The following is a 20,956-nucleotide window of genomic DNA, read 5'->3' as shown; positions in this document are numbered from 1 at the left end:
TATTCTACCTCCAACCTTATAAAATAAACATATTACTTTTTGAAGTTTACACGAAAGTCTTGACAGACTCAAAAACATTTAAAGAATACATTCTTTAAATGTTTTTTGTTATATTAAGTATTTCTTTTCAGCCTCAATTACTTTACGAATAACATCTATACTTCTTAATATATCATTACTTATATTTAGCGAATGGTCAGCTCCTTCTATTTCAATCATCTCTACACCATTAATTCTTTTTATTTTTTCAATAGATTCTATATTTATTAGCGGATCATTTGTTCCACTTATTACTAACGAATTTTCCTTTATTCCAACTCCTAAAGTATCATCTATAGGCGTTAAGTAAATATGCTTAACTTCATAACCACTAATCTCATCACAAAGTAGAGTATGTACAATAGTTCCTATGCTTTTAGATATGAATACTATCTTGGTGTAATTCCCTTTTAATGCTGATTTAAAGATACATATAGATTCTTTTATTAAGTGCTGAAGCTCCTTTTCTATAAGCAAGTTTTTTCTTGCAATCTGAAAACCATATTCTAAAGAAAGAACATCATAACCTAACTCTAGAGCTAATTTCTTCGAATAATCTAAAAGAGGTCTGTCTAATGTATAGCCAATTCCTGGCATCAACACAGTTAGCGTCGTACTAGATTGACTTATTACTTTACTTTCTAAATTAACTCCCCAATAAGAATTTATTAACTCTTCACTCATAAATTTAGTGTTCCTTTCTGAAACTTAATTAAATTCAATACTCTTTAATTTCTTCCAAAACGCTCTTAACATCAACCAATTCCTTACATATTTTAAACGCTAGCTTCTTTGTCTTATCATCTAATATCTTCATATCTGGAACATGAACTCCTGTCATACTCGCTGCATGTGCTGCTGTTATTCCAGCATCTGAATCTTCAACAACTAAGCAGTTATTTGGTTTAACATTTAACCCTTCTGCTGCTCTTAAAAATATTTCTGGATCAGGTTTAGAATTTTCAACTTGATCTCCACAAACTATATAATTAACTTTTTCCTTTATTTTTGCTCTTTCCAATAATTCAAGGGCTCTTTGTCTTCTTGTTGAAGTAGCTACCGCTATTTTATAATTTTCATTATTTAGGTAGTCTAATAGTTCATGTACTCCAGGCTTGATTTTAACACCATTTTTATCAGTAAATTCCAATGCTAATTTAGATTTTTTCTTATATATCTCATCGAAAGGAAAGTCCTTCCCAAACTCTTCCTGCAATGCCTCTTTTATACCCTCAACATTTCTTCCTATGAATTTTACATAAATCTTTTCATCCATTTCATATTGATAATCTTTTAAAACTTCCTGATAACATTTGAGCGATATTCTTTCCGAATCTATTAATACCCCATCCATATCAAATATTACTGCATCTACCTTTTTCATACGTATCTTCTCCTTTTTATGAATTACTACCAACTTGTCTACAATAATTAATAAATGCCTTTTTAAATTTATTCAAACTTAAAAAGACACACTTTATTTAATATTACTTAAAAATTATGTACTGCTATTCTTTATATATAAAATTCCTCACTCTTTCCAGTAGCATGCTTAAAGCAACTGCATTACAACCACCCTCTGGAATTATTATGTCTGCCCTTCTCTTACTTGGATCAACAAACTCCTCATGCATAGGTTTCACTGTACCTAAATATTGATTGATTACAGAATCTAAATCTCTTCCTCTTTCTTTTACATCTCTTAGCAATCTTCTTATTATTCTAACATCACCAGCTGTATCTACAAAAACTTTAATATCCATCAAATCGCAAAGTTCTTCATTTTCAAATATTAATATACCTTCAACGATTACAACTTTAGCTGGTTTTACTTCTACAGTTTCGTTTAATCTTGTATGTTCAACAAAAGAATATACCGGATGATATATTGTATTTCCCGCTTTTAATTCTCTAAGCTGCTCTATTAGTAGATCTGTGTCAAAGGAATTAGGATGATCATAATTAAGTTTTTTTCTTTCTTCCAAAGAAATTCCCTCATTAGATTTATAATAGTAATCATGACAAAGAATTACTATATCATCACTAAAAGCTTCTCTTATATTTTGAGCCAAAGTAGTTTTACCTGACCCGCTTCCTCCAGCTATGCCTATTATCATTATATCTTGCATTTTTTCCTCCATAAGTAATCTAATATAATTATACTTATAATTAATTTTAATAAATACATATTACTACACTCATTAGATTTTATTACAAAATAAAAAAAAAGACAACTCCTATAACTGCGATATCAAATCATATACTACAGTCAATAGAAGTTTACTTTTTACTAACTTTGTTATAAATGTTAGCTCATCACAATACGTTTTTTTGTAGTGGCGATGACTTTTTATATAAATATACTGTAAGATTTTTATTTTCTTTATTAACATTTTTTAGGACAACAGCATTTTCGTTAATGTTTTCATTATCTCCATCATCAAAGAACTCAATTGCTTTGTTAACTCTCTTAATCTCTCCATCACCATTTTTATAAAGCACAGAAAATTTTTCATTAAAACTTCTATAATAATTATTTACTCTCGTATTTTTATGCTCATCCCTATTATATATTTCACAATTTATATTATTATCATTTTCAAAGAAAGTAATTTCACTATTATCTATTATAAATTCTTCTTTGTTATCTATATTTGTTTTATCCTTGAAAGTTATATTTTTTAAAGCAAATTCAATATTTGTTACTAAAGCTTCATATTTATCCAACATGCTTACCAATTGTTCATACTCAACGATATCTTCTCCATATTTAACTTTAAAATCATTTAACATATCCTCTACTTTACCTTTATTATATATCCCTTTAAAAGATAAATCCTTTGCTATTTCATTTACTATATTATTTATGCTTTTATATTTAATAAACTGCAACATTCTAATAATAAAAAACATAGACAATATACAACAAGGCACTGATATTATCGGAAAGTCGATTAACAAAGCTCCAAGAAATATTAAAAATATAAAGTTTCTACTTGCATCTTTATATACTGCAATTCCTTCCAAAAACACAGGATTATAAGCCAAAATCTTATCAGCAAGTAAATTCTTATTTTTCCGTTTTATTTTTCTTTCACTTTTTATAACTTTTTTATTATGAACCCCCACGCCAGCAACCCCCTCTTTTCTGTAATCATTTCCTTAATTTTACATCACATATTATTTATTATCAAGCTGTTGTTTTACTTATATTTCTATATTTTTTTACATTTTTTACATTTAATTTATTTTTTGTATTATTATTACTTATCATAATTTCTTTAAATATGTATTTTTCAATTTACTTTTTACCTTTAATTGTCATATAAATTTTTACGTTATATAGTTATCAAAGAATTAATATTACACTCTAAAAAAATACAAATATTATTGACATGAAATAATAGATATGATATATTTAAGTTTTATTTTTTTTAATAATGTGTTATAATAATAGAACAACCATTTAAGGAGGTGTGTTTTTTGTTTTTGATAGGAGATAAAGTCGTTTATCCAATGCAAGGCATAGGCACTGTTGAAAGAATAGAAAATAAGATTTTTTCAGGAAATACCAAGGAATACATAATAGTAAAGATTACGTCAAATAATTTAGAAATTATGATTCCAAGTGATAAGGCATCTAACTCAAATTTACGAAAAGTTTGCGATAACTCTACCTTAGATCATATATTGCTCACTCTTGAAAATAAAAGTAGTGAATTTGAACTTGCATCATCTAAGGAAAGATATCAAGCTAATGCAAAAAAAATAAGATCTGGATTACTTAAAGATAGTGCAGAAGTAGTTTACGATCTGATTCTTATGAATAAGAAAAAATCACTTAGTTCAAGTGAAAAACAATTATTTAATACTGCTTACAAATTTTTAGTTGAAGAAGTTTCAGTTATAAAAAATATTAGTGAAATTGAAGCTACAAGCTTTTTAAATTTGAACCTTAATTAATTTTTGTTTAGATTAACTATTACAAAATAACCTATATACTGAAAATAGATTTGAATAAACCTGCTAAATAATATAGGTATAATTAATATATTATTTAGCAGGTTTATTTATTTTCTATTTAATTAATAATATAACTAATATTGTTATTATTTTTTCTACAGCTTACGAATAATATTGTATCACTTAGCAAAAAATTAATATGTAAATTTATTGTTTAAGGGAGGTTTTTATTATGCCAAAAGATAGTCAACCTGATAACAAACATGCTAGAATGGAAAAATGCAATCATCAAACTCCTATAACTCAAGAAAATATGAACCACAATCCAAACAGAAAAAGACATTCAATTAAAAGAGAAGGGGTTCAAAATGACCATATAAATTAGTGTATGGTTTGTCAATTAATAGTATCCTATATATACCATAAAGGTATCAATTATACCAATATATAATAAAAAAGCTATAAGAATAATATCTTATAGCTTATCTTTGCAAACAGAAACTATCTTCTGTTGTTTTGTTGCTTTCTAGCTCTTCTACAATCTGCACATCTTACAGGATCATTTTCGAATCCTTTTTCTTTGTAGAATTCTTGTTCTCCAACTGTGAATATAAATTCTTTTCCACAATCTTTACATACTAATGTTTTATCTTCCATTTTCAATTCCTCCAAATTTAAAGACTTAGTTAAATAATACTTTCTCATAAGGAGAAATTTTAATATAATTAAATCTTTGATATATTTTTTTATTCCCTTTAGGAACTATTTTAGTATATCATAGCTCCCTTTTAATTGCAATACTTAATTTTAATTATTTTCTTCCTATTCCTTTTTCTGTTTCTCACTGTTAACAAAAGAAAGATTACTAAATGAATTGGTTATAATATATCTATTATCTCCAACTTTAATAAACTTCATTTCCACTGAGTCGTTAACCTGAGTTAATGCAACCTCTCTAGATGTCTCCGTTGAAACCGAAAAAATATTTTCATTATTTTTTAACTTAATGTCATAAATACTCGTACCTTCTTTTATAACTAGACCTATCCTTTCTACTTCTCCTCTTATAACTTCTTCCTGGTTTCCACTTTCGAGAGAAATATTAGTATTGGTTAATCCCTCTAAATATTTATTTAGAGTAGCTTGAAGTGTATCTCCAACTCCTACAGTGTTATAATTTTTTACATTCACCATAGCATATTGCTTAACTAATCCATTAGAATCTTTCAGCGTCATAAAATATGTCGGCTCATTTTGTATGTTTATCAGATATGGAAAAGTAGCTTTATAACCATACTGTTGTACTTTTCCTTCTGCTGATCTCATGCCTGCTTCTTCTGTAGCACCAGCCGTTTTATACATTTTAGTCTCTCCGGTTCTTGTATTTGTAAGCATAAATCCTACAAGTGATTCATCACTTCCTACTGACGTTATACCTGTATAATAGTAGCAGACACCCTTATCGTATATAATATTCATACCATCTGTTGTTGTCTTAAGTTTATCTTTATCCGTAAAATTCAAAACACCATGAACCAATTCTCCCCATTTGTTAATATACCTATTAATATATTTCATCGGCTGTATTCTGTCTACCCATTCTGGTAAATTATCAATATTATAAATAGTTGAGTCACCTGTCTGAGCATCCATTACTAATGCACCTATGGCCTTTTCTTCTGTAATGCCCACGCCAGTATCATATCTTGTAATGACCCAATATGGTCTGCCGTTATCATCTAATTCAAAAGTATAATCTGTGTGCCCTGCTTTCATATCTCTAAAGTAAGCCGCTCTATTTAAATCACTAAGAAAATATGCAGAATTTAAATATTTAAGCCTAATATCTTTTCCATCAAGCTGGGTAACCAACTCTACATCATTTTGATTTGTAGCACTTACCTTAATATACCCTATCGTTCCTTCTCTATTGCTAATCCATTTAAGAAAAGAAGAATGCTCAAGTGGTCCAACATAACTTAGTTGACCATTTACACTTTGTAATGTCAATTGACCAACACTAACTTGACTCCCAAGACTAGTAATTTCACCTAATTTTTTATCAGCTAGCTTGTATGCAAGTTCTTTATCAATAATAGGCAACTGGTTTATATCAATATATTCTATTTGGCTAGAAAAATCCATTTCTTCTATATTTCCTATTAAATTTCTATGAGCATTATAACTAATTAAAGGACTATATATGATAATTGCACCAACATATAACAAGGCAACAATAATTGCCGTAGATATATATTTTTTATTTCTAATTAATACTCCATATACCAGTGTACACGCCACAAATATCCCTGTTATTGTTAAAATATTAAGACTTAAATCTAGAACCATAGAACTACTAAAAATTAAAATTAATCCTATAATTAAATATGCGCTTAATAATATCTTTAAATATCTATTATTCCCCATCCTTTTCCTCCACACTGTATTTTATTTCTTTTGCTTAAATTATAACATAAAGAATGGAATTAAAAAGCCTCTGTATTTATGAAGCTATATAAATACAGAGGTTCATATATTATTAAAAGGTAATATTTCTAATAACATAGCATATAAAGTGTGGAAACTATATTACTTGAATACTTAGATATATGCAATAGCAAATTATTCCTCGCACTCTAGAAACATTCCTTTTGGGGGCAAATAGTTTAAATTCTCATTTCTCAGTGCCTATAACAATCAAAAAGAGATAAATAAAGTCCCATTAATTGTTTGAAACCTCATTATCTCTAACCTATTAAACACACTAATATAGTAACAAATATTAAATTTATATTCAACATTTGTTTAAAACTCTTAAAAAAAGTAAGTAAAAATATCTTTTTACTATATTATCTTAACTTTTTTTCACATATACTTACATTATAAAAGAAATATTTTACAAGCATGTACATGTTAGAATTCACAATGCACAATGTATAATTTCATAATTACTGTTAAAATTCTTGTAATATTTTTAGAATTACGATGAAGGATTATTTTTGTAATATAATTGAAATCTATAATTTTAATTATATATATCCGAAAATTCTATATTAATTTTTTCAATACAATCTCCGCCTATAGAGCTGCAAAGCGAATATTGCTCTTCTGCATTTTTTACTAGTTTGCATGGGATATATATAACAAATTCAGTGCCACAGCTTATTTTACTTTTTACAGATATTACTCCACCATGCAGCTCAACTAAGGACTTTACAAGAGAAAGTCCTATTCCACTTCCTTCATGATCTCTAGCTAGAGATTTATCTACCTGTATAAATCTTTCAAATATCGAATTTAATTTATCTTGCGGAATACCTCTTCCTGTATCTTTAATTTTTATACAAATTTTATCATAGCAATCTTCAATACTAACAGTTATTTTTCCACCACTTGAAGTAAATTTTACTGCATTTGATAGTATATTCAAAATAATTCTTTCAATTTTTTCCGGATCACATGACATAATTTTTTCTTCCACGTTCGTATCAAATATAAGAGACAGTCCCTTATTCTCAATATAGTCAGCCACTGATAAAGTTATATTCTCTATAAGAGCTATAATATCAATATTATGTTCATTGATATTAAAATACCCAGAATCAATTTTTGTTATATCTATAATATTATTAATAAGTCGTAAAATACGATAACAATTCTGTTTCATTATTTTAGTATATTTATATTTATCAATACTTCTATTTTCAAATATACAATCTTTTAACCTAAGTTCATGTATTTGCAGCGCCGAGAAAATAACACTAATCGGTGTTCTTAATTCATGAGATATATTAGAAAAAAATTCTGTCCTTATTCTGTCGTATTCCTTAATTTCATATAATTTTTTCCTCTCTTCTTCAACACTTTTTTGCAATTCTTCCATATGCTTTTTCTCTGTCACATCTATGGCTACTTTCATGAATAATTTATGTCCATCCTCTAAATCACCAATATATGCTGAATAAAAATTGCAGATTCTTATATTTCCATCATGTGTCCTTATAGAAAACTCCCCATTGTTTTGCCTTTTCTCGGAATTAAATAATTTTTTTATATTTGTACTGCTCAATTCCTCTTTAAAAGCCTCTGAAATATCTGCCCATTCTGAAATCATTGGAATATCTTCAAGTCTATATCCGGTAATGTCACTCCATGATCTATTGATCTTCTTTACAAATCCATCTTCTGTATATAACATTATTGGGACTGGTGCTTCTTCTATGGAATGTCGTAACTGTCTCTCACTTTCCTTTAACGCTTCTTCTGTTCTAGTTCTTTCATTCATTTCTTCTTCCAATATAATGTTGAATTCTTTTAACTCAAATGTTATCTCATCTAATTGATTATCTTTTTCAATAACTTCATTAACCAAATCACTGTTTCTTTTTAATAAAACCTTATTCCAACTCTTTAATTCAGTAGATGTTGTATCATAATTACCTTTATGAAATTTTATCTTATGCTCCATAAACTTAATTTTTAAATGCATTTCAATTCTATTTATAACTTCCTCGTATTCAAGGGGGGTACTTAAATAATCATTTCCTCCAACAATATATATTTTATTTCTATCAATAGCTTCTCCACCTGTGTTTATAAAAATAATTGGAACATCCATCAAATCATCATCTTTTCTTATAACTTCACATAACTCATATCCATTAATGGCTTCCAGACTTATATTTATTAAAATCATATCTGGTATATTTTCTTTTATTGATTTTATGATTGATTCACTTTTTTTAACACTTTTTATATTTATATATCCTCTATAATTAAGAAATTTTATTAGCACACGTGAATCTTCAAAGTACTCATGAACGATAAGAATATTAGCTTTATAAAAAAAGTTTTCTAAATTCTTCATTACTTATAGCCTCGCTTCAAAACATTGTAATATTCAATAAAAAGTATATATTTAAATTTCTTATTCTTTTGTTCTTTGTTTATTTTCCTGTCTTTAAATTAAAAATTAGCATTGTAGATGTGTCATTTATATGACCTATATACTGTTCTCCATAAGCTGAAAATCCTATAGTAGGAATATCTTTAAATATTTTAGCATATTCATCTGACAAATTTTTCTTTTTTAATTCCAAAGTTCTATGTATACATTGAAAATTTATAATCCCATCAATTTTTCCTAATTCACTGGCTTTATTTTCAATTATCCTTCTTGTATCATCAATAATATTTGTAGCTTTTAAAAGGTTAACCTCCATTCCTTCAAGTATATTACAATAAAACATCATACTTGTCCCTATAACTCTCTGAGGTGATCTTACAAAAAAATCATTCTCTTCAATCATCAATCCTAGTGGGTTACTCATAAAATATTTTGAAATTTCTTTAATATTATCAACTTTCACAGCATCTGCATATTCCAACACAGCTGGTCTATTATTAAATTCAATTACTTGTCTTCTCTCTTCGTTCACTTTATTTGCAACGAAGCTATAATCCAAAGATTCAAAACTTTGTGTTTTTATAACACTAAACTCAGCATCATCGCTTATCTTTATTAAAATTAAAGCTACTGAATCTGTAGAAGTATATCCATTTACAGAAACATAGGTCTCTACGAACTCATTGTTATCCGCAGCTGAACCACCAACAAAGAACACATTAGTCCTATCACCTATCAGATCCATTATTTTTTCCTCTTTCATGCTTAATCCATCTATTAATGTTATACCAACAAATTTTTCCGAGCTCATATTATATAAACTTTCTTTATAGTATTCTTCAAAAGAAGTAAAAGCAGGCTCTAAATTTAAATTTTTCTTTATATTTCCAACCAATTCAACTTTTATATCAGAAATAATATTAGAGTTAATAGCCATTGCAACAATGGAATTATCCAATATTTCTCCGCTTGCAAGTTCTCCTGCCGTAGAGCACCCTACAACAATACATCCCTTAAATTCTTCTTCCATAAGCAAACTTATCTTTTGTTGATTATAATTAGAAGATGCAAAAAATATTACTAATTTTATGTCGTTAATATTTAATTGATTTTTTATATCCTTTACTGCATCCTCCTCCGTTATTTTACTTGAGGATGATGATCTTATACTTTTTTCAATATTATCCAAATTATTTACATTTAATTGCCTAGCAATATCAAGAAGTTTATTAATTATTGTCATATCATCTGGAGAATTTATATCAAATTTATTGGGATTAATTCCTTTTAGAATTAATTTAGCTATAGTCATTTCCATAATAGCAGGATTCCCCTTTGATCTTTGTTGAATGATTTCGTCAATCATCTTTTTTATTTTTCCGGGCAAAAATGACCACCCCTTTCTTTCCACTAAATAAATAATCTATTATTCAAATCGACTCATATATTGTCCAATTTTTCAAATATAAAGTAATTATAACATATTTTTTCTATATTTTACTTAATTTTCGTATCATATTTTTTAAGATTTTTCAAAAAACTTTTAATTAAAAAAAATGCCACTTATTACATTTAATAAGTGGCATTAACATTAATCTTTACTAGAATATTACCTATTTTTCCAACAAACGAAGCTGTACGTTCAGGCTAGAATTTATTTAAAATCCTCTATTCTTATTATGTTATCTATTTTGTAAACAGATTTTAAGCTAGTAATTTCTTCAACCGCACCATCAATTTGAGCCTCACTAGTTCTGTGAGTAACTAATACAATAGTTACCTGACCATCTTCTTCGTCACCTTTTTGTATCACAGACCTTATACTTACATTATGTTTTCCAAGTATTGCAGTAATTTCTCCAAGAACCCCTGATTCATCCAAAACAGTTGCTCTTATATAAAATTTACTTTCAACTGAACCCATGTCTAAAATTTCTCTTTCCCATAGGTTATTCTTTACTACTGGATTCGGATTTTCTGTTTCAACATTATTTCTTACAATAGAAACAATATCACTCACCACCGCACTGCCAGTTGGAAGATCTCCTGCTCCTCTTCCGTAAAACATTAAATCTCCTACTGCATTTCCTCTTATAAATACAGCATTGTATGAATCATAAACATTCGAAAGCGGGTGTTTCTTCGGAATCATTGTAGGATGAACTCTAAGTTCAACTTTGCCATTAGTTTCTTTTGCTATAGCAAGTAATTTAATTCCCATTTTAAATTCCTTAGCATATTTCATATCAACAGCTTCAATTTTTGTAATTCCTTCTCTATATACATTTTTCACATCTATCTTTGACCCAAAAGCTAATGAAGCAAGTATTGCTAATTTATATTGTGCATCATACCCTTCAATATCTGATGTAGGATCAGCTTCAGCATATCCTTTTTCTTGCGCTTCCTTTAATACATCATCGAAATCAGCACCTTCAAGTTCCATCTTACTTAAGATGTAATTAGTTGTTCCATTTACTATTCCATAAAGAGTTTCTATTTTATTTGCAGTTAAGCTTTCATCTATTCCCTTTATAATTGGAATCCCCCCAGCTACACTAGCCTCATAACTAAACATAATTCCGTTTTCATCAGCTTTTTCAAAAAGTTCATCTCCACCAGTTGCTAATAACATTTTATTTGCAGTTACTATATGCTTTTTGTTTTCCATGCATCTTAGCATATACTCTCTAGCGGGTTCCATTCCTCCCATGACTTCAACGACAATTTTAATGCTACTATCTTTTAATATTTCATTAAAATCAGTTGTTACAAGTTCGTCCGATATTTCAATACCTCTTGGTTTATTTTTATCTCTAACAAGAACTTTTGCTATTTCTACTTCATATCCACATCTTTTCATAATTTCTTCTTTGTTAGAGTTTAAAATCATCCAAACACCACGACCAACATTCCCCAATCCTAGTAGTGCTATTTTTACTTTTTTCATTCTGCGCCCCCCTTAAGTTACGACTATTATAAATAATAGTATACGTATTTATTATAATTCTTATATTAATTTTTGGCTATATTTTTTTGTCTAATATTTCGTACGTCAAATAAAAAATTATTACTTATAATTCCACTATTCGAAAATGTTTTCTCAATAAAAAAATATTTTATCATGTTATGTAGCTGCAATTTAAATAAGAAAGTTACTTTTTTATCTCTAAATAAAAATTGGCACGAGTTACTTGTTGATATGGATATATCCATAAGACTCCTATTCCAAAAGTCAGAATTGACATAATCCACCACCCAACAAAACTTAACTCAAGGAGTAACAAGCGAATCTTATATCCCCTCATAATTGATAGACTCTGCTTTAAACATTCTATTATAGACTTATTGTTATCTTCACATAATATGAAGAACGCTTGTGAAAACATAAGCGAGACTATAATACCAGGGATTATCAAAAACATTGTTGCAATAGATACAGTTAAATTAATCAATATCCATAATCCTAAGGCCTTAAAGTAAATATTAATGCCTACAAATAAATCATTAAACTTTTCCTCATTATTACTGAATGCCAAATTTAATACAAATTTGCATGTTCCTAACGTAGCCATTCCACCTAAGAAAACACTAACACATTCACCAATAGCAGTAAGAAGACCTCCATCTGGTTGAAGCAACTTCATCGCAACGTAAAATCCACTTATTATTATTAAACTTACAAATAAAGTTGTTATTGCTATTCCCCATTTTCCTTTTAATTGTTTTTTCGACTTTCTCTTTAGTTCAGATATCTTCATTCTAAATCCTCCAATCAGAAATTGTAACAATATTATATTCTATTAAAATCCAGTCAACTTATTTTAAAAAAAATTCAAATATAATTGGTAAAAATATTCCTGGCAACAAATTTGCAACTTTAATTTTACTTATCCCAAGCATATTAAAACCAAGTCCTACGATTAACAGACTTCCTACTGCTGACATATTAGAAATTACATTATCAGTGAGTATTGTTGAAAGTCCTCCTGCAAGCAAAGTTATACTTCCTTGATATATAAAAATTGCGATTGATGATAGCATTACACCTACCCCAAGAGATGATGCAAATATTATTGATGACACTCCATCTAATATTGATTTAGCAAAAAGGGTTGAGTTATTTCCTTGTAATCCACTTTCAAGAGACCCCACCACTGCCATTGCTCCAACGCAAAATAATAAGCTAGATGTAACAAATCCTTCTGATATGGATATTTTATCATTAGAATTATTTTTCCTTTTTCCATTTATTTTTCTTTCAATCATATTTCCTAAATCATTTAATCTTCTATCAATATCTATAATTTCTCCTATAAGAGCACCTAGTGCAATACAAATTATTATTTGCAATGTATCTTTTCCCTTGAGCGCTCCAGATATACCTATGTATAATACGCATAAAGCCAAACCATTCATTATTGTATTACTAATCTTTTCGGTTAATCTACCTTTTACTATTAGCCCTATTAAGCACCCACCTATTATTGCTAACGAATTAACTATTGTTCCTAACATTTTTCTTCCCCCAACTTTTTTATCATTTTATTTTCCGCTTAATTATAACATATGTGAATTATTATCCCTACCTTGAGATTTACAAATAAGAAATTTAATTTCATAAATTTAGCTAATTAAACTCAATTACCAAAAAATACAACGTGTCAAATAAATTATCTTGTACAAACTAATTTATGAAATCATTAATATAGATTTCTAAATAATATTATTCCATTGGAATAGAAAACATTAAGATAATTTTCATTCGTATATTATATTTATTGTATTATTTTAGGTTAACTTTTATCAAAGCAAGACCTTATAGGAGATGATAACTATGGCAAGAATGAGAGAACCTAGATTCAAGTTGTGTAGACGCTTAGGATTAAATGTTAGTGGACATCCCAAAGCTATGAAAAGAGCCAACAATGGCAGTGCTAGAAACGCAAAAAAGCTCTCGGCTTATGGCCTTCAACTACTTGAAAAGCAAAGACTCAGAGCATACTATGGTGTAATGGAAAAACAGTTTGCCTCCTATGTACGAAAAGCGTTAAAAGATAAAGAACCTACTGGTTATGCTCTAATAAAAAGGTTAGAATGTAGATTAGATAACTTAGTTTACAGACTGGGCCTTTCGTCTTCTATTGCACAAGCTCGCCAAATGGTAGTTCATGGGCATATTTTAGTTAATGATAAAAAGGTAGATATTCCTTCTTATGAAGTAAATATAGGTGATATAATTTCTTTAAAAGAAAAATCCAGAAATAATGACTTGTTTAGTGATACTTTTTTATCAAATACTCTTAATACCTATCCGTATCTAGCCAAGGATCAAGATAATTTTTCAGGAACTCTTATAAGATACCCTTTAAGAGAAGAAGTTCCTATTGAAATCAATGATTCATTAATTGTAGAATTCTATTCTAAACTCTAACATAATTAATCATAAATTTAAAATGTATTTTTTTAAATATTATGATAACATCGAGAGGAGGAATTTATCATTGGAATTTAATATAAAACAAAATACTCTTGAAAAAAGACCTTATAGAAGCTTTTCTTTTTGGAAAGAAAAAATTCTAAATGAAGAAAATTTATGGGAGGGTTATTTTGATAATAAAGAGATAACTAACACCTCAAAAGTAATTTACACTGGAATTTTTGATCTTGAAAAAAACATTCTCCAATGCGGTTGGGCTGCTTATCCTTGCGGCTATAGTCTATTAGGATTTTTACAACATGTATTCTTGCCAACATCTTTTTTTGCTTGGTTTGACCGTAAATCTGATGGTTTCTTTATTCCAATATCAGATTTTAATACTGTTATTAATGAAACTTTAAACTACAATGATTCAAATGTAGATTTAAATTCTTTAAATTCAATAAAAAATTCATATGATATTTTAAATAATTTTTGGGACTGTGATTCTGAATCATTAAAACAGGAATTAAAATCTTTTTCTAAAAAGTTTAATGATACTTGGAATAACATTCCTAACCAAAGGCTATTCATAGAAATTTTTGATAACCCATGTGATATATTTGATTTTGTAAAAGAGTCTATATCGTGGGAATCAAAAGAATTCATAGAAGAGGATATTTCTATGAGCTTAGAGGCTCTTAAATTTGCCTGCGATAATGCAGTTGAAGAACCACTATTAAGCAGGAGGCTCATTGATATCCTAAATACTAATGCACCAATACTCTTCTAATAATAACTAATTGTAAATTGAAACAAGACAATTAAAAGTCTTATATATATAAATTAATCCTATATAATAATATAAACTTAAATAAAAACTCTTATACTTTCATTCGTATAAGAGTCTTTTATAATTAATTAATTCTATTCTTTATCATTTTTTTCTTCTTTTGGTAGTATTGCTATGCCAAGTTCAGTTAATTGCTTTTCATCAACTATATTTGGTGCTTCACTTAAGTAACAATATGCATTTTGATTCTTAGGGAATGCAATAACATCTTTGATATTTTCTGTTCCTGCTAAGAACATAATCATTCTATCAAGACCAAATGCTAAACCGCCATGTGGTGGTGGCCCAAATTTAAATGCCTGTAATAAGTATCCAAATCTTTCATTTACTACTTCATCTGTTAGTCCAAGTGCTCTAAACATTCTTTCTTGAAGAGCCGTATCATGGATTCTTATAGAACCTCCACCTAACTCTTCACCATTTAATACTAAGTCATAAGCCTTAGAACGTACGTTTCCTGGATCTGATTCGATAAAATCTAAGTCTTCATCCATTGGTGCAGTAAACGGATGGTGACAAGCTTTATATCTTTCTTCTTCTTCACTATATTCAAATAGTGGGAATTCAGTAATCCATGTGAAATTAAATTCATTCTTATCCTTAATCAAATCAAATTGCTTAGCAAGTTCTAATCTTAACGCACCTAAACTTTGGAATACCACTGAATCTTTATCTGCTACTATAAGTATAGCATCTCCAGTTTTAGCATTCATAGTTTTTACTATAGAATTCGTTACATCATCAGTTAAGAACTTAGCTATTGATGATTTAACACCATCTTCTTTAATTTGAATCCAAGCAAGACCTTTAGCCTTGTAAGTCTTAACAAACTCCCCTAATTTATCTAAAGGCTTTCTTCCAAGGTCTGCTCCACCTTTTAAACATAAAGCTCTAACAGATCCACCAGCTTCTATTGCTGATTTAAATACAACAAAATCTAAATCCTTAACATCTTCTGTTATATTAGTTATTTCCATCCCAAATCTTAAATCTGGTTTATCAGATCCGTATTTTTCCATAGCATCTTTAAATGTCATTCTTTTTATTGGAAGCTGAACATCTACACCTGCTACCTTTTTAAATACATGAGCAATTAACCCTTCGTTTACTGCAATTATATCTTCTTGTTCTACAAAACTTAATTCCATATCAACTTGAGTAAATTCTGGTTGTCTATTCGCTCTTAGGTCTTCATCTCTAAAGCATTTAGCTATTTGATAATATCTATCAAATCCAGATACCATTAATAACTGCTTAAATATTTGTGGTGACTGTGGAAGCGCATAAAACATTCCAGGATAATTTCTTGAAGGTACTAAGTAATCTCTAGCTCCCTCTGGAGAACTCTTTGATAAAATAGGAGTTTCTACATCTAAGAAGTTATTTTCTTCTAAATAATCACGTATAGCCTTTGTAGTTTTACTTCTAATCTCAAATATTTTGTGCATATCAGGTCTTCTTAAGTCTAAATATCTATATTTTAATCTGATATTTTCTGCAGCGTCTAAATCTTCTTTTATATATATTGGTGGAGTTTCTGATTCTGAAAGTATCTTTATAGATTCACATTTTAATTCAACAAAACCAGTTGGCATGTTTTCATTAACGCTTTCTCTTTTAACAACTTCCCCTGTTACTGCTAAGCAGTATTCAGATCTTACTCCTTTTGCCTTTTCAAAAGCTTCTGCATTAATTTCCTCACCAAATACAACTTGCATTATACCTGTTTTATCTCTTAAATCAATAAATTCAAGTGCTCCAAGCTTTCTGTTTCTTTGAACCCATCCCATTAATGTTATTTTTTTGCCTACATGTTCTTCTCTAGGTTCACCGCACATCATTGTACGTTTTAATCCATTTAAAGATTCACCCATTACTAAAATCCTCCCTTAGTTTAACTTATTCTTATTTAACTATTTTAGCTATTTCCATCAAGTCTTCTAATGAAACTTCAAAAATCTCACCATCACTCATTCTTTTTAAATTAACTTTTCTATTTGTTAATTCATCTTCACCTAAAATAGTAGTAAATGCTGCTCCTAATTTATTTGCATACTTCATTTCAGCTTTCACGCTTCTACCCATGTGATTTATCTCACACTTCACACCTAAAGCCCTTAAATCACTAGCCAGCTTAAAAGCATACTTACTTTCTGCTTCTCCTCTAGCACCAATATATAAATCAAATAAATTTTCTTTAGGTATTTCTATATTTTCTTTTTCTAAAGTCATAATTAATCTTTCAACACCCATACCAAATCCAACTGCTGGCATATCTGGTCCACCAAGTTCTTCTATAAGCTTATCATACCTTCCTCCTCCACATACAGTAAAATCAGAAGTTAAAATTTCAAATATAGTTTTTGTGTAATAGTCTAATCCCCTTACGATGCCTGGATCTATTGTATATGGAAGTCCTAAGATATCTAAATATTCTTTAACTTTATTAAAATGCGTACTACACTCTTCACAAACATAGTCCAATATTATCGGCGCATTTTTAGTAATTTCATGACATTTCTTCTCTTTGCAATCCAATATTCTCATAGGATTTTTTTCAAATCTATCTTTACAAGTATCGCAAAGTCCATCATAATTATCAGCTAAAAATTTCTTAAGCGCTTCATTATATTTAGGTCTACAACTTGGGCAGCCTAAATTATTTATATTTAAACTTAAACTTTTTAATCCTAATTCTTTTAATGTATCCATAGCGACTGCTATAACTTCTGCATCCATTGAAGCTGCATTTGAGCCAAACACTTCTAATCCACATTGATGAAATTGTCTAAGCCTTCCTTTTTGGACATTTTCATATCTAAACGCTGGTGTAATATAGTATAATTTTGTTGGCTGAGCTTCGTTAAATAATCTGTTTTCCACAAATGCTCTTACTGCTGATGCAGTTCCTTCTGGTTTCAATGTTATACTTCTATCTCCCTTGTCATTAAAAGTATACATTTCTTTCTGAACTATATCTGTTGTATCTCCAACACTTCTTAAAAATAATTCTGTGTGTTCGAACATCGGAGTTCTAATTTCTCTAATTCCATATGTTTTAGCAACCTTTCTAAAGGCACTTTCTATATAATGCCACTTATAGGCATCTTCAGGCAACATATCCTTGGTGCCTTTTGGTGCTTGCATTTCAATCGCCATTGATCTTTTCCTCCTATTTGACTAAACAAATTTACAATATTCTAATTTATTACAGTTAATTATGTATACAATGTATCAAGCAACGCTTTCTTTTTCTCAATCATTTCATCAATTCTAGATACATATTCATGAAGATCTTTTAAGTTTGGAAATCTTTCAAGTCTATCTTCCTCTAAAAATATCACTTTACTTACAGCTGCTGCTCCCAGTGCAATTACTGTTTGTTTTTCCTCAATCATTTGAATATTGTATATACATTCTTTGCCTTCTTTAGCATAACCTAAATTCTCCATATTTCCAACCATATTTTTTTGCCTATACATATAATATGGTGAAATACCTAAATTTTCTGCCAGATTCCTACTTTCTTCATACATTTTTATAATTTGATCTTGGGACGTAATTTGTATTCCTTTTTTCAAGATAAATTCTTCATACATTCTAGACCCTCTTTTAAGCGCTAGGCCATGAACTGTAATGCTATCAGGTTTTAGTTTTATTAACTCATTCTTAGTATGAATAACATCTTCATGCGTCTCACCTGGAAGTCCTATTATTATATCCATATTAATATCATCAAATCCAAGTTCTCTAGCCATTTTAAATTTTTCTTTTATATCTGCTGAAGAATGAGTTCTACCAATTAAATTTAAAGTTTTATCATTCATTGTTTGGGGATTAATACTTATTCTATCTACTCCATACTCTTTCATTGTCTGAAGTTTATTTCTAGTAAGCGTATCTGGTCTTCCGCATTCAACCGTAAACTCTTTTATATTATCATCCTTAATAAAACAATTATAAATTTCTTTCATGATTATGTTGAACTCTTCATCACTTACTGATGTTGGAGTACCGCCACCAAAATATACTGATTCGATATTAAGTTTTCTTTCCTTCACATATGAACTCATACCTTTTATCTCTTTAATAAGTGCCTCTATATATGGCGTCACCATCTTTTTATAAACACCTATAGGGTTCGAAGTGAATGAGCAATATAAACATTTTGTTGGACAAAATGCCATGCCTATATATATAGCTATAGTATTTTTATCCTTATTAACTATTTTTTTCTCAGCTTTTGCCACATCTATACAAAGTCTAGCTTTATCCTCATGAGCCAAGTATTTTTCTTTAAATATTTCTATCACTTCATCTTCAGTATTGCCTTCTTCAAGCAATTTTAATGCTATTTTAGATGGTCTGATTCCAATTAATATTCCCCAAGGATAAATGTCATGAGTTACATTTCTAAGGCACAGAAAAAGAAATCTTCTAAGAGAATTTTTAATATCTTCTCCTAAAGATTCTTCTACATAATAATTATTATATTCAAACCTTAAGGTTTTCTCATCAATATAAACCATATAATCTGTATCTTCTGCACCCACAAATTTAATTTCCCTCATTGAGTAATATACATTAAATAATTGGTATACTTCGTATCTAAATTTAAAATCATTTAAACTAACTTTAACTTCCATCGTTTCTCCCCTTAAAAATGTGCAAATTAATGCACATTTTTATTTTTATAAGAATGGATTATTCCTTTTTTCATATCCTATTGTAGATGCTGGTCCGTGTCCCGGATAAACTTTAACACTATCTCCCAAAGGCAATAACTTTTCCTTTATATTTTTTATAAGCTTTACTCCATTCCCTCCTGGAAAATCACTTCTTCCAATAGATCCTTGGAAAAGAGTATCTCCTGTAAACAGTTCATCATTTACTAGGAAGCATACACCACCTGTTGTATGCCCAGCTGTTTCTATAACTTTAATTATATTATTGCCTAAAGATACTGTATCTCCTTCTTTTAAATATTTTGAAGCTTTCGGCAGTGATCCAAATACAAACTCGTCATTTTTCATATATTGTTCTTCATTTTCACTTATATAAAAAGGAATATTGAGTTTATTCATTAATTCAATAACTGCTCCCACATGATCCATATGTCCATGTGTCAAAAGAATAAATTTAGGCTTTCCATCCAACCTACTAATCTCTTTTTCTATCAAATTCGGCTGCCCGCCTGGATCTATAATTGCAAGTTCCTTGGTGCCTTCATCCATTATTAAATAACAATTTTCTTCATACATTCCCGCTATTAATGTTTTTATAATCAATTTGAATTCCTCCTAAAAATTTCTCTTACTATCTAATAATATGGTAACAGGCCCATCATTATTAATTTTAACCTTCATGTCTGCTCCAAATTCTCCACATTCAACTTTTAAGTTTGATATCTTAAGAAGATCTAAGAATTCTTCATACAGCTTTTTAGCCTCTTCTCCACCTTGTGCTTCCATAAAATTGGGCCTTCTTCCTTTTCTACAATCACCATACAATGTAAACTGAGATATCACAAGTATTTCACCTTTAATATCCAATAGTGACAAATTCATTTTATCATTTTCATCATGAAACACTCTCAAATTGATAATCTTATCTTTTATATATTTTAGGTCTTCAAAAGTATCATCCTTAGATATTCCTATTAATACATTAAAACCTACACCTATTTCACCAATTATATCTCCATCAACACAAACGCTAGATGAGCTCACTCTTTGTACAACTGCTCTCATGTTATCTCACCTTTCTGATATATATA

Annotated in this window: 20 protein-coding genes; 4 read left to right on the top strand and 16 right to left on the bottom strand. The window is 28.9% G+C overall.

What is annotated here, in order from left to right; translation table 11 throughout:
- Positions 1-108: 108 nt before the first annotated feature.
- The 4 genes from L3B96_RS20275 to L3B96_RS20260 all read right to left on the bottom strand — a co-directional run bounded on the left by L3B96_RS20275 (position 109) and on the right by L3B96_RS20260 (position 3,168).
- On the bottom strand, positions 109-723 hold the full coding sequence (locus L3B96_RS20275) for an alpha/beta hydrolase (RefSeq protein WP_238948415.1): 615 nt from the start codon (positions 721-723) through the stop codon (positions 109-111).
- Positions 724-757: 34 nt separating this feature from the next.
- A complete protein-coding gene (locus L3B96_RS20270) occupies positions 758-1,423 on the bottom strand; it encodes an HAD family phosphatase (protein WP_023976268.1) in 666 nt (221 codons plus the stop codon).
- 124 nt (positions 1,424-1,547) lie between these two features.
- Positions 1,548-2,168 carry a uridine kinase gene (udk, locus tag L3B96_RS20265; protein ID WP_017208845.1) on the bottom strand — a complete coding sequence of 207 codons (621 nt, stop codon included), beginning with the start codon at positions 2,166-2,168 and terminating at the stop codon, positions 1,548-1,550.
- 187 nt (positions 2,169-2,355) lie between these two features.
- Positions 2,356-3,168, bottom strand: a complete 813-nt coding sequence (locus L3B96_RS20260) for a hypothetical protein (RefSeq protein ID WP_238948414.1) — start codon at positions 3,166-3,168, stop codon at positions 2,356-2,358.
- 354 nt (positions 3,169-3,522) lie between these two features.
- Between L3B96_RS20260 and L3B96_RS20255 the strand changes: the two genes are divergently transcribed.
- On the top strand, positions 3,523-4,002 hold the full coding sequence (locus tag L3B96_RS20255) for a CarD family transcriptional regulator (protein WP_011968883.1): 480 nt from the start codon (positions 3,523-3,525) through the stop codon (positions 4,000-4,002).
- 232 nt (positions 4,003-4,234) lie between these two features.
- The gene (locus tag L3B96_RS20250) at positions 4,235-4,387 is read left to right on the top strand and encodes a hypothetical protein (RefSeq protein ID WP_238948413.1); all 153 of its coding nucleotides are present in this window, start codon (positions 4,235-4,237) and stop codon (positions 4,385-4,387) included.
- 116 nt (positions 4,388-4,503) lie between these two features.
- Here L3B96_RS20250 and L3B96_RS20245 read toward each other — a convergent pair whose 3' ends face one another.
- The 7 genes from L3B96_RS20245 to L3B96_RS20215 form a co-directional block, all read right to left on the bottom strand.
- The gene (locus tag L3B96_RS20245) at positions 4,504-4,659 is read right to left on the bottom strand and encodes a zinc-ribbon domain-containing protein (RefSeq protein WP_011968881.1); all 156 of its coding nucleotides are present in this window, start codon (positions 4,657-4,659) and stop codon (positions 4,504-4,506) included.
- A gap of 165 nt (positions 4,660-4,824) precedes the next feature.
- Positions 4,825-6,429, bottom strand: a complete 1,605-nt coding sequence (locus L3B96_RS20240; RefSeq protein ID WP_238948412.1) for a cell shape-determining protein — start codon at positions 6,427-6,429, stop codon at positions 4,825-4,827.
- 598 nt (positions 6,430-7,027) lie between these two features.
- The gene (locus L3B96_RS20235; RefSeq protein ID WP_238948411.1) at positions 7,028-8,869 is read right to left on the bottom strand and encodes an ATP-binding protein; all 1,842 of its coding nucleotides are present in this window, start codon (positions 8,867-8,869) and stop codon (positions 7,028-7,030) included.
- Between the two features lie 79 nt (positions 8,870-8,948).
- Positions 8,949-10,295, bottom strand: a complete 1,347-nt coding sequence (locus L3B96_RS20230) for an FIST N-terminal domain-containing protein (protein WP_238948410.1) — start codon at positions 10,293-10,295, stop codon at positions 8,949-8,951.
- Positions 10,296-10,562: 267 nt separating this feature from the next.
- Positions 10,563-11,858, bottom strand: coding sequence for a homoserine dehydrogenase (locus tag L3B96_RS20225; RefSeq protein ID WP_011968877.1), 1,296 nt, complete (start codon positions 11,856-11,858; stop codon positions 10,563-10,565).
- A 205-nt stretch (positions 11,859-12,063) separates the two neighbouring features.
- Positions 12,064-12,669 carry a DUF975 family protein gene (locus tag L3B96_RS20220; protein WP_238948409.1) on the bottom strand — a complete coding sequence of 202 codons (606 nt, stop codon included), beginning with the start codon at positions 12,667-12,669 and terminating at the stop codon, positions 12,064-12,066.
- A gap of 58 nt (positions 12,670-12,727) precedes the next feature.
- Positions 12,728-13,426, bottom strand: a complete 699-nt coding sequence (locus tag L3B96_RS20215) for a DUF554 domain-containing protein (RefSeq protein ID WP_238948408.1) — start codon at positions 13,424-13,426, stop codon at positions 12,728-12,730.
- Positions 13,427-13,745: 319 nt separating this feature from the next.
- On the opposite strand from L3B96_RS20215, the gene rpsD reads away from it, so the two are divergent.
- Positions 13,746-14,342: a 30S ribosomal protein S4 gene (gene rpsD / locus L3B96_RS20210; protein WP_238948407.1), complete on the top strand. Its 597-nt coding sequence runs from the start codon at positions 13,746-13,748 to the stop codon at positions 14,340-14,342.
- Between the two features lie 70 nt (positions 14,343-14,412).
- The gene (locus tag L3B96_RS20205) at positions 14,413-15,120 is read left to right on the top strand and encodes a hypothetical protein (RefSeq protein WP_238948406.1); all 708 of its coding nucleotides are present in this window, start codon (positions 14,413-14,415) and stop codon (positions 15,118-15,120) included.
- 134 nt (positions 15,121-15,254) lie between these two features.
- Here L3B96_RS20205 and aspS read toward each other — a convergent pair whose 3' ends face one another.
- The 5 genes from aspS to dtd are packed head-to-tail and all read right to left on the bottom strand — an operon-like array spanning position 15,255 to position 20,930.
- On the bottom strand, positions 15,255-17,054 hold the full coding sequence (gene aspS / locus L3B96_RS20200; protein WP_238948405.1) for an aspartate--tRNA ligase: 1,800 nt from the start codon (positions 17,052-17,054) through the stop codon (positions 15,255-15,257).
- A 31-nt stretch (positions 17,055-17,085) separates the two neighbouring features.
- Positions 17,086-18,339 (bottom strand): histidine--tRNA ligase, encoded by a 1,254-nt coding sequence (gene hisS, locus L3B96_RS20195; protein WP_023976277.1) that lies wholly within the window; start codon positions 18,337-18,339, stop codon positions 17,086-17,088.
- 59 nt (positions 18,340-18,398) lie between these two features.
- A complete protein-coding gene (locus tag L3B96_RS20190) occupies positions 18,399-19,826 on the bottom strand; it encodes a coproporphyrinogen III oxidase (protein WP_238948404.1) in 1,428 nt (475 codons plus the stop codon).
- A gap of 45 nt (positions 19,827-19,871) precedes the next feature.
- Positions 19,872-20,468, bottom strand: a complete 597-nt coding sequence (locus L3B96_RS20185; RefSeq protein WP_238948403.1) for an MBL fold metallo-hydrolase — start codon at positions 20,466-20,468, stop codon at positions 19,872-19,874.
- A gap of 12 nt (positions 20,469-20,480) precedes the next feature.
- Positions 20,481-20,930, bottom strand: a complete 450-nt coding sequence (gene dtd, locus L3B96_RS20180) for a D-aminoacyl-tRNA deacylase (RefSeq protein ID WP_238948402.1) — start codon at positions 20,928-20,930, stop codon at positions 20,481-20,483.
- Between the last annotated feature and the right edge of the window lie 26 nt (positions 20,931-20,956).

Source organism: Clostridium sp. YIM B02569 (genome assembly GCF_022320765.1).
Lineage (GTDB): Bacteria > Bacillota > Clostridia > Clostridiales > Clostridiaceae > Clostridium > Clostridium beijerinckii.
The sequence above is the reverse complement of the archived record's forward strand: the minus strand, read 5'-3'. Positions and strand labels throughout refer to the sequence as shown.

Bases quoted from the DNA above. Each gene is read 5' to 3' on its own strand.
- aspS (WP_238948405.1), bottom strand. From the start codon at position 17,054: ATGGGTGAATCTTTAAATGGATTAAAACGTACAATGATGTGCGGTGAA.
- dtd (WP_238948402.1), bottom strand. From the start codon at position 20,930: ATGAGAGCAGTTGTACAAAGAGTGAGCTCATCTAGCGTTTGTGTTGAT.
- L3B96_RS20240 (WP_238948412.1), bottom strand. From the start codon at position 6,429: ATGGGGAATAATAGATATTTAAAGATATTATTAAGCGCATATTTAATT.
- L3B96_RS20225 (WP_011968877.1), bottom strand. From the start codon at position 11,858: ATGAAAAAAGTAAAAATAGCACTACTAGGATTGGGGAATGTTGGTCGT.
- udk (WP_017208845.1), bottom strand. From the start codon at position 2,168: ATGCAAGATATAATGATAATAGGCATAGCTGGAGGAAGCGGGTCAGGT.
- L3B96_RS20235 (WP_238948411.1), bottom strand. From the start codon at position 8,869: ATGAAGAATTTAGAAAACTTTTTTTATAAAGCTAATATTCTTATCGTT.
- L3B96_RS20215 (WP_238948408.1), bottom strand. From the start codon at position 13,426: ATGTTAGGAACAATAGTTAATTCGTTAGCAATAATAGGTGGGTGCTTA.
- L3B96_RS20250 (WP_238948413.1), top strand. From the start codon at position 4,235: ATGCCAAAAGATAGTCAACCTGATAACAAACATGCTAGAATGGAAAAA.
- L3B96_RS20270 (WP_023976268.1), bottom strand. From the start codon at position 1,423: ATGAAAAAGGTAGATGCAGTAATATTTGATATGGATGGGGTATTAATA.
- hisS (WP_023976277.1), bottom strand. From the start codon at position 18,339: ATGGCGATTGAAATGCAAGCACCAAAAGGCACCAAGGATATGTTGCCT.
- L3B96_RS20245 (WP_011968881.1), bottom strand. From the start codon at position 4,659: ATGGAAGATAAAACATTAGTATGTAAAGATTGTGGAAAAGAATTTATA.
- L3B96_RS20190 (WP_238948404.1), bottom strand. From the start codon at position 19,826: ATGGAAGTTAAAGTTAGTTTAAATGATTTTAAATTTAGATACGAAGTA.
- L3B96_RS20220 (WP_238948409.1), bottom strand. From the start codon at position 12,669: ATGAAGATATCTGAACTAAAGAGAAAGTCGAAAAAACAATTAAAAGGA.
- L3B96_RS20275 (WP_238948415.1), bottom strand. From the start codon at position 723: ATGAGTGAAGAGTTAATAAATTCTTATTGGGGAGTTAATTTAGAAAGT.
- rpsD (WP_238948407.1), top strand. From the start codon at position 13,746: ATGGCAAGAATGAGAGAACCTAGATTCAAGTTGTGTAGACGCTTAGGA.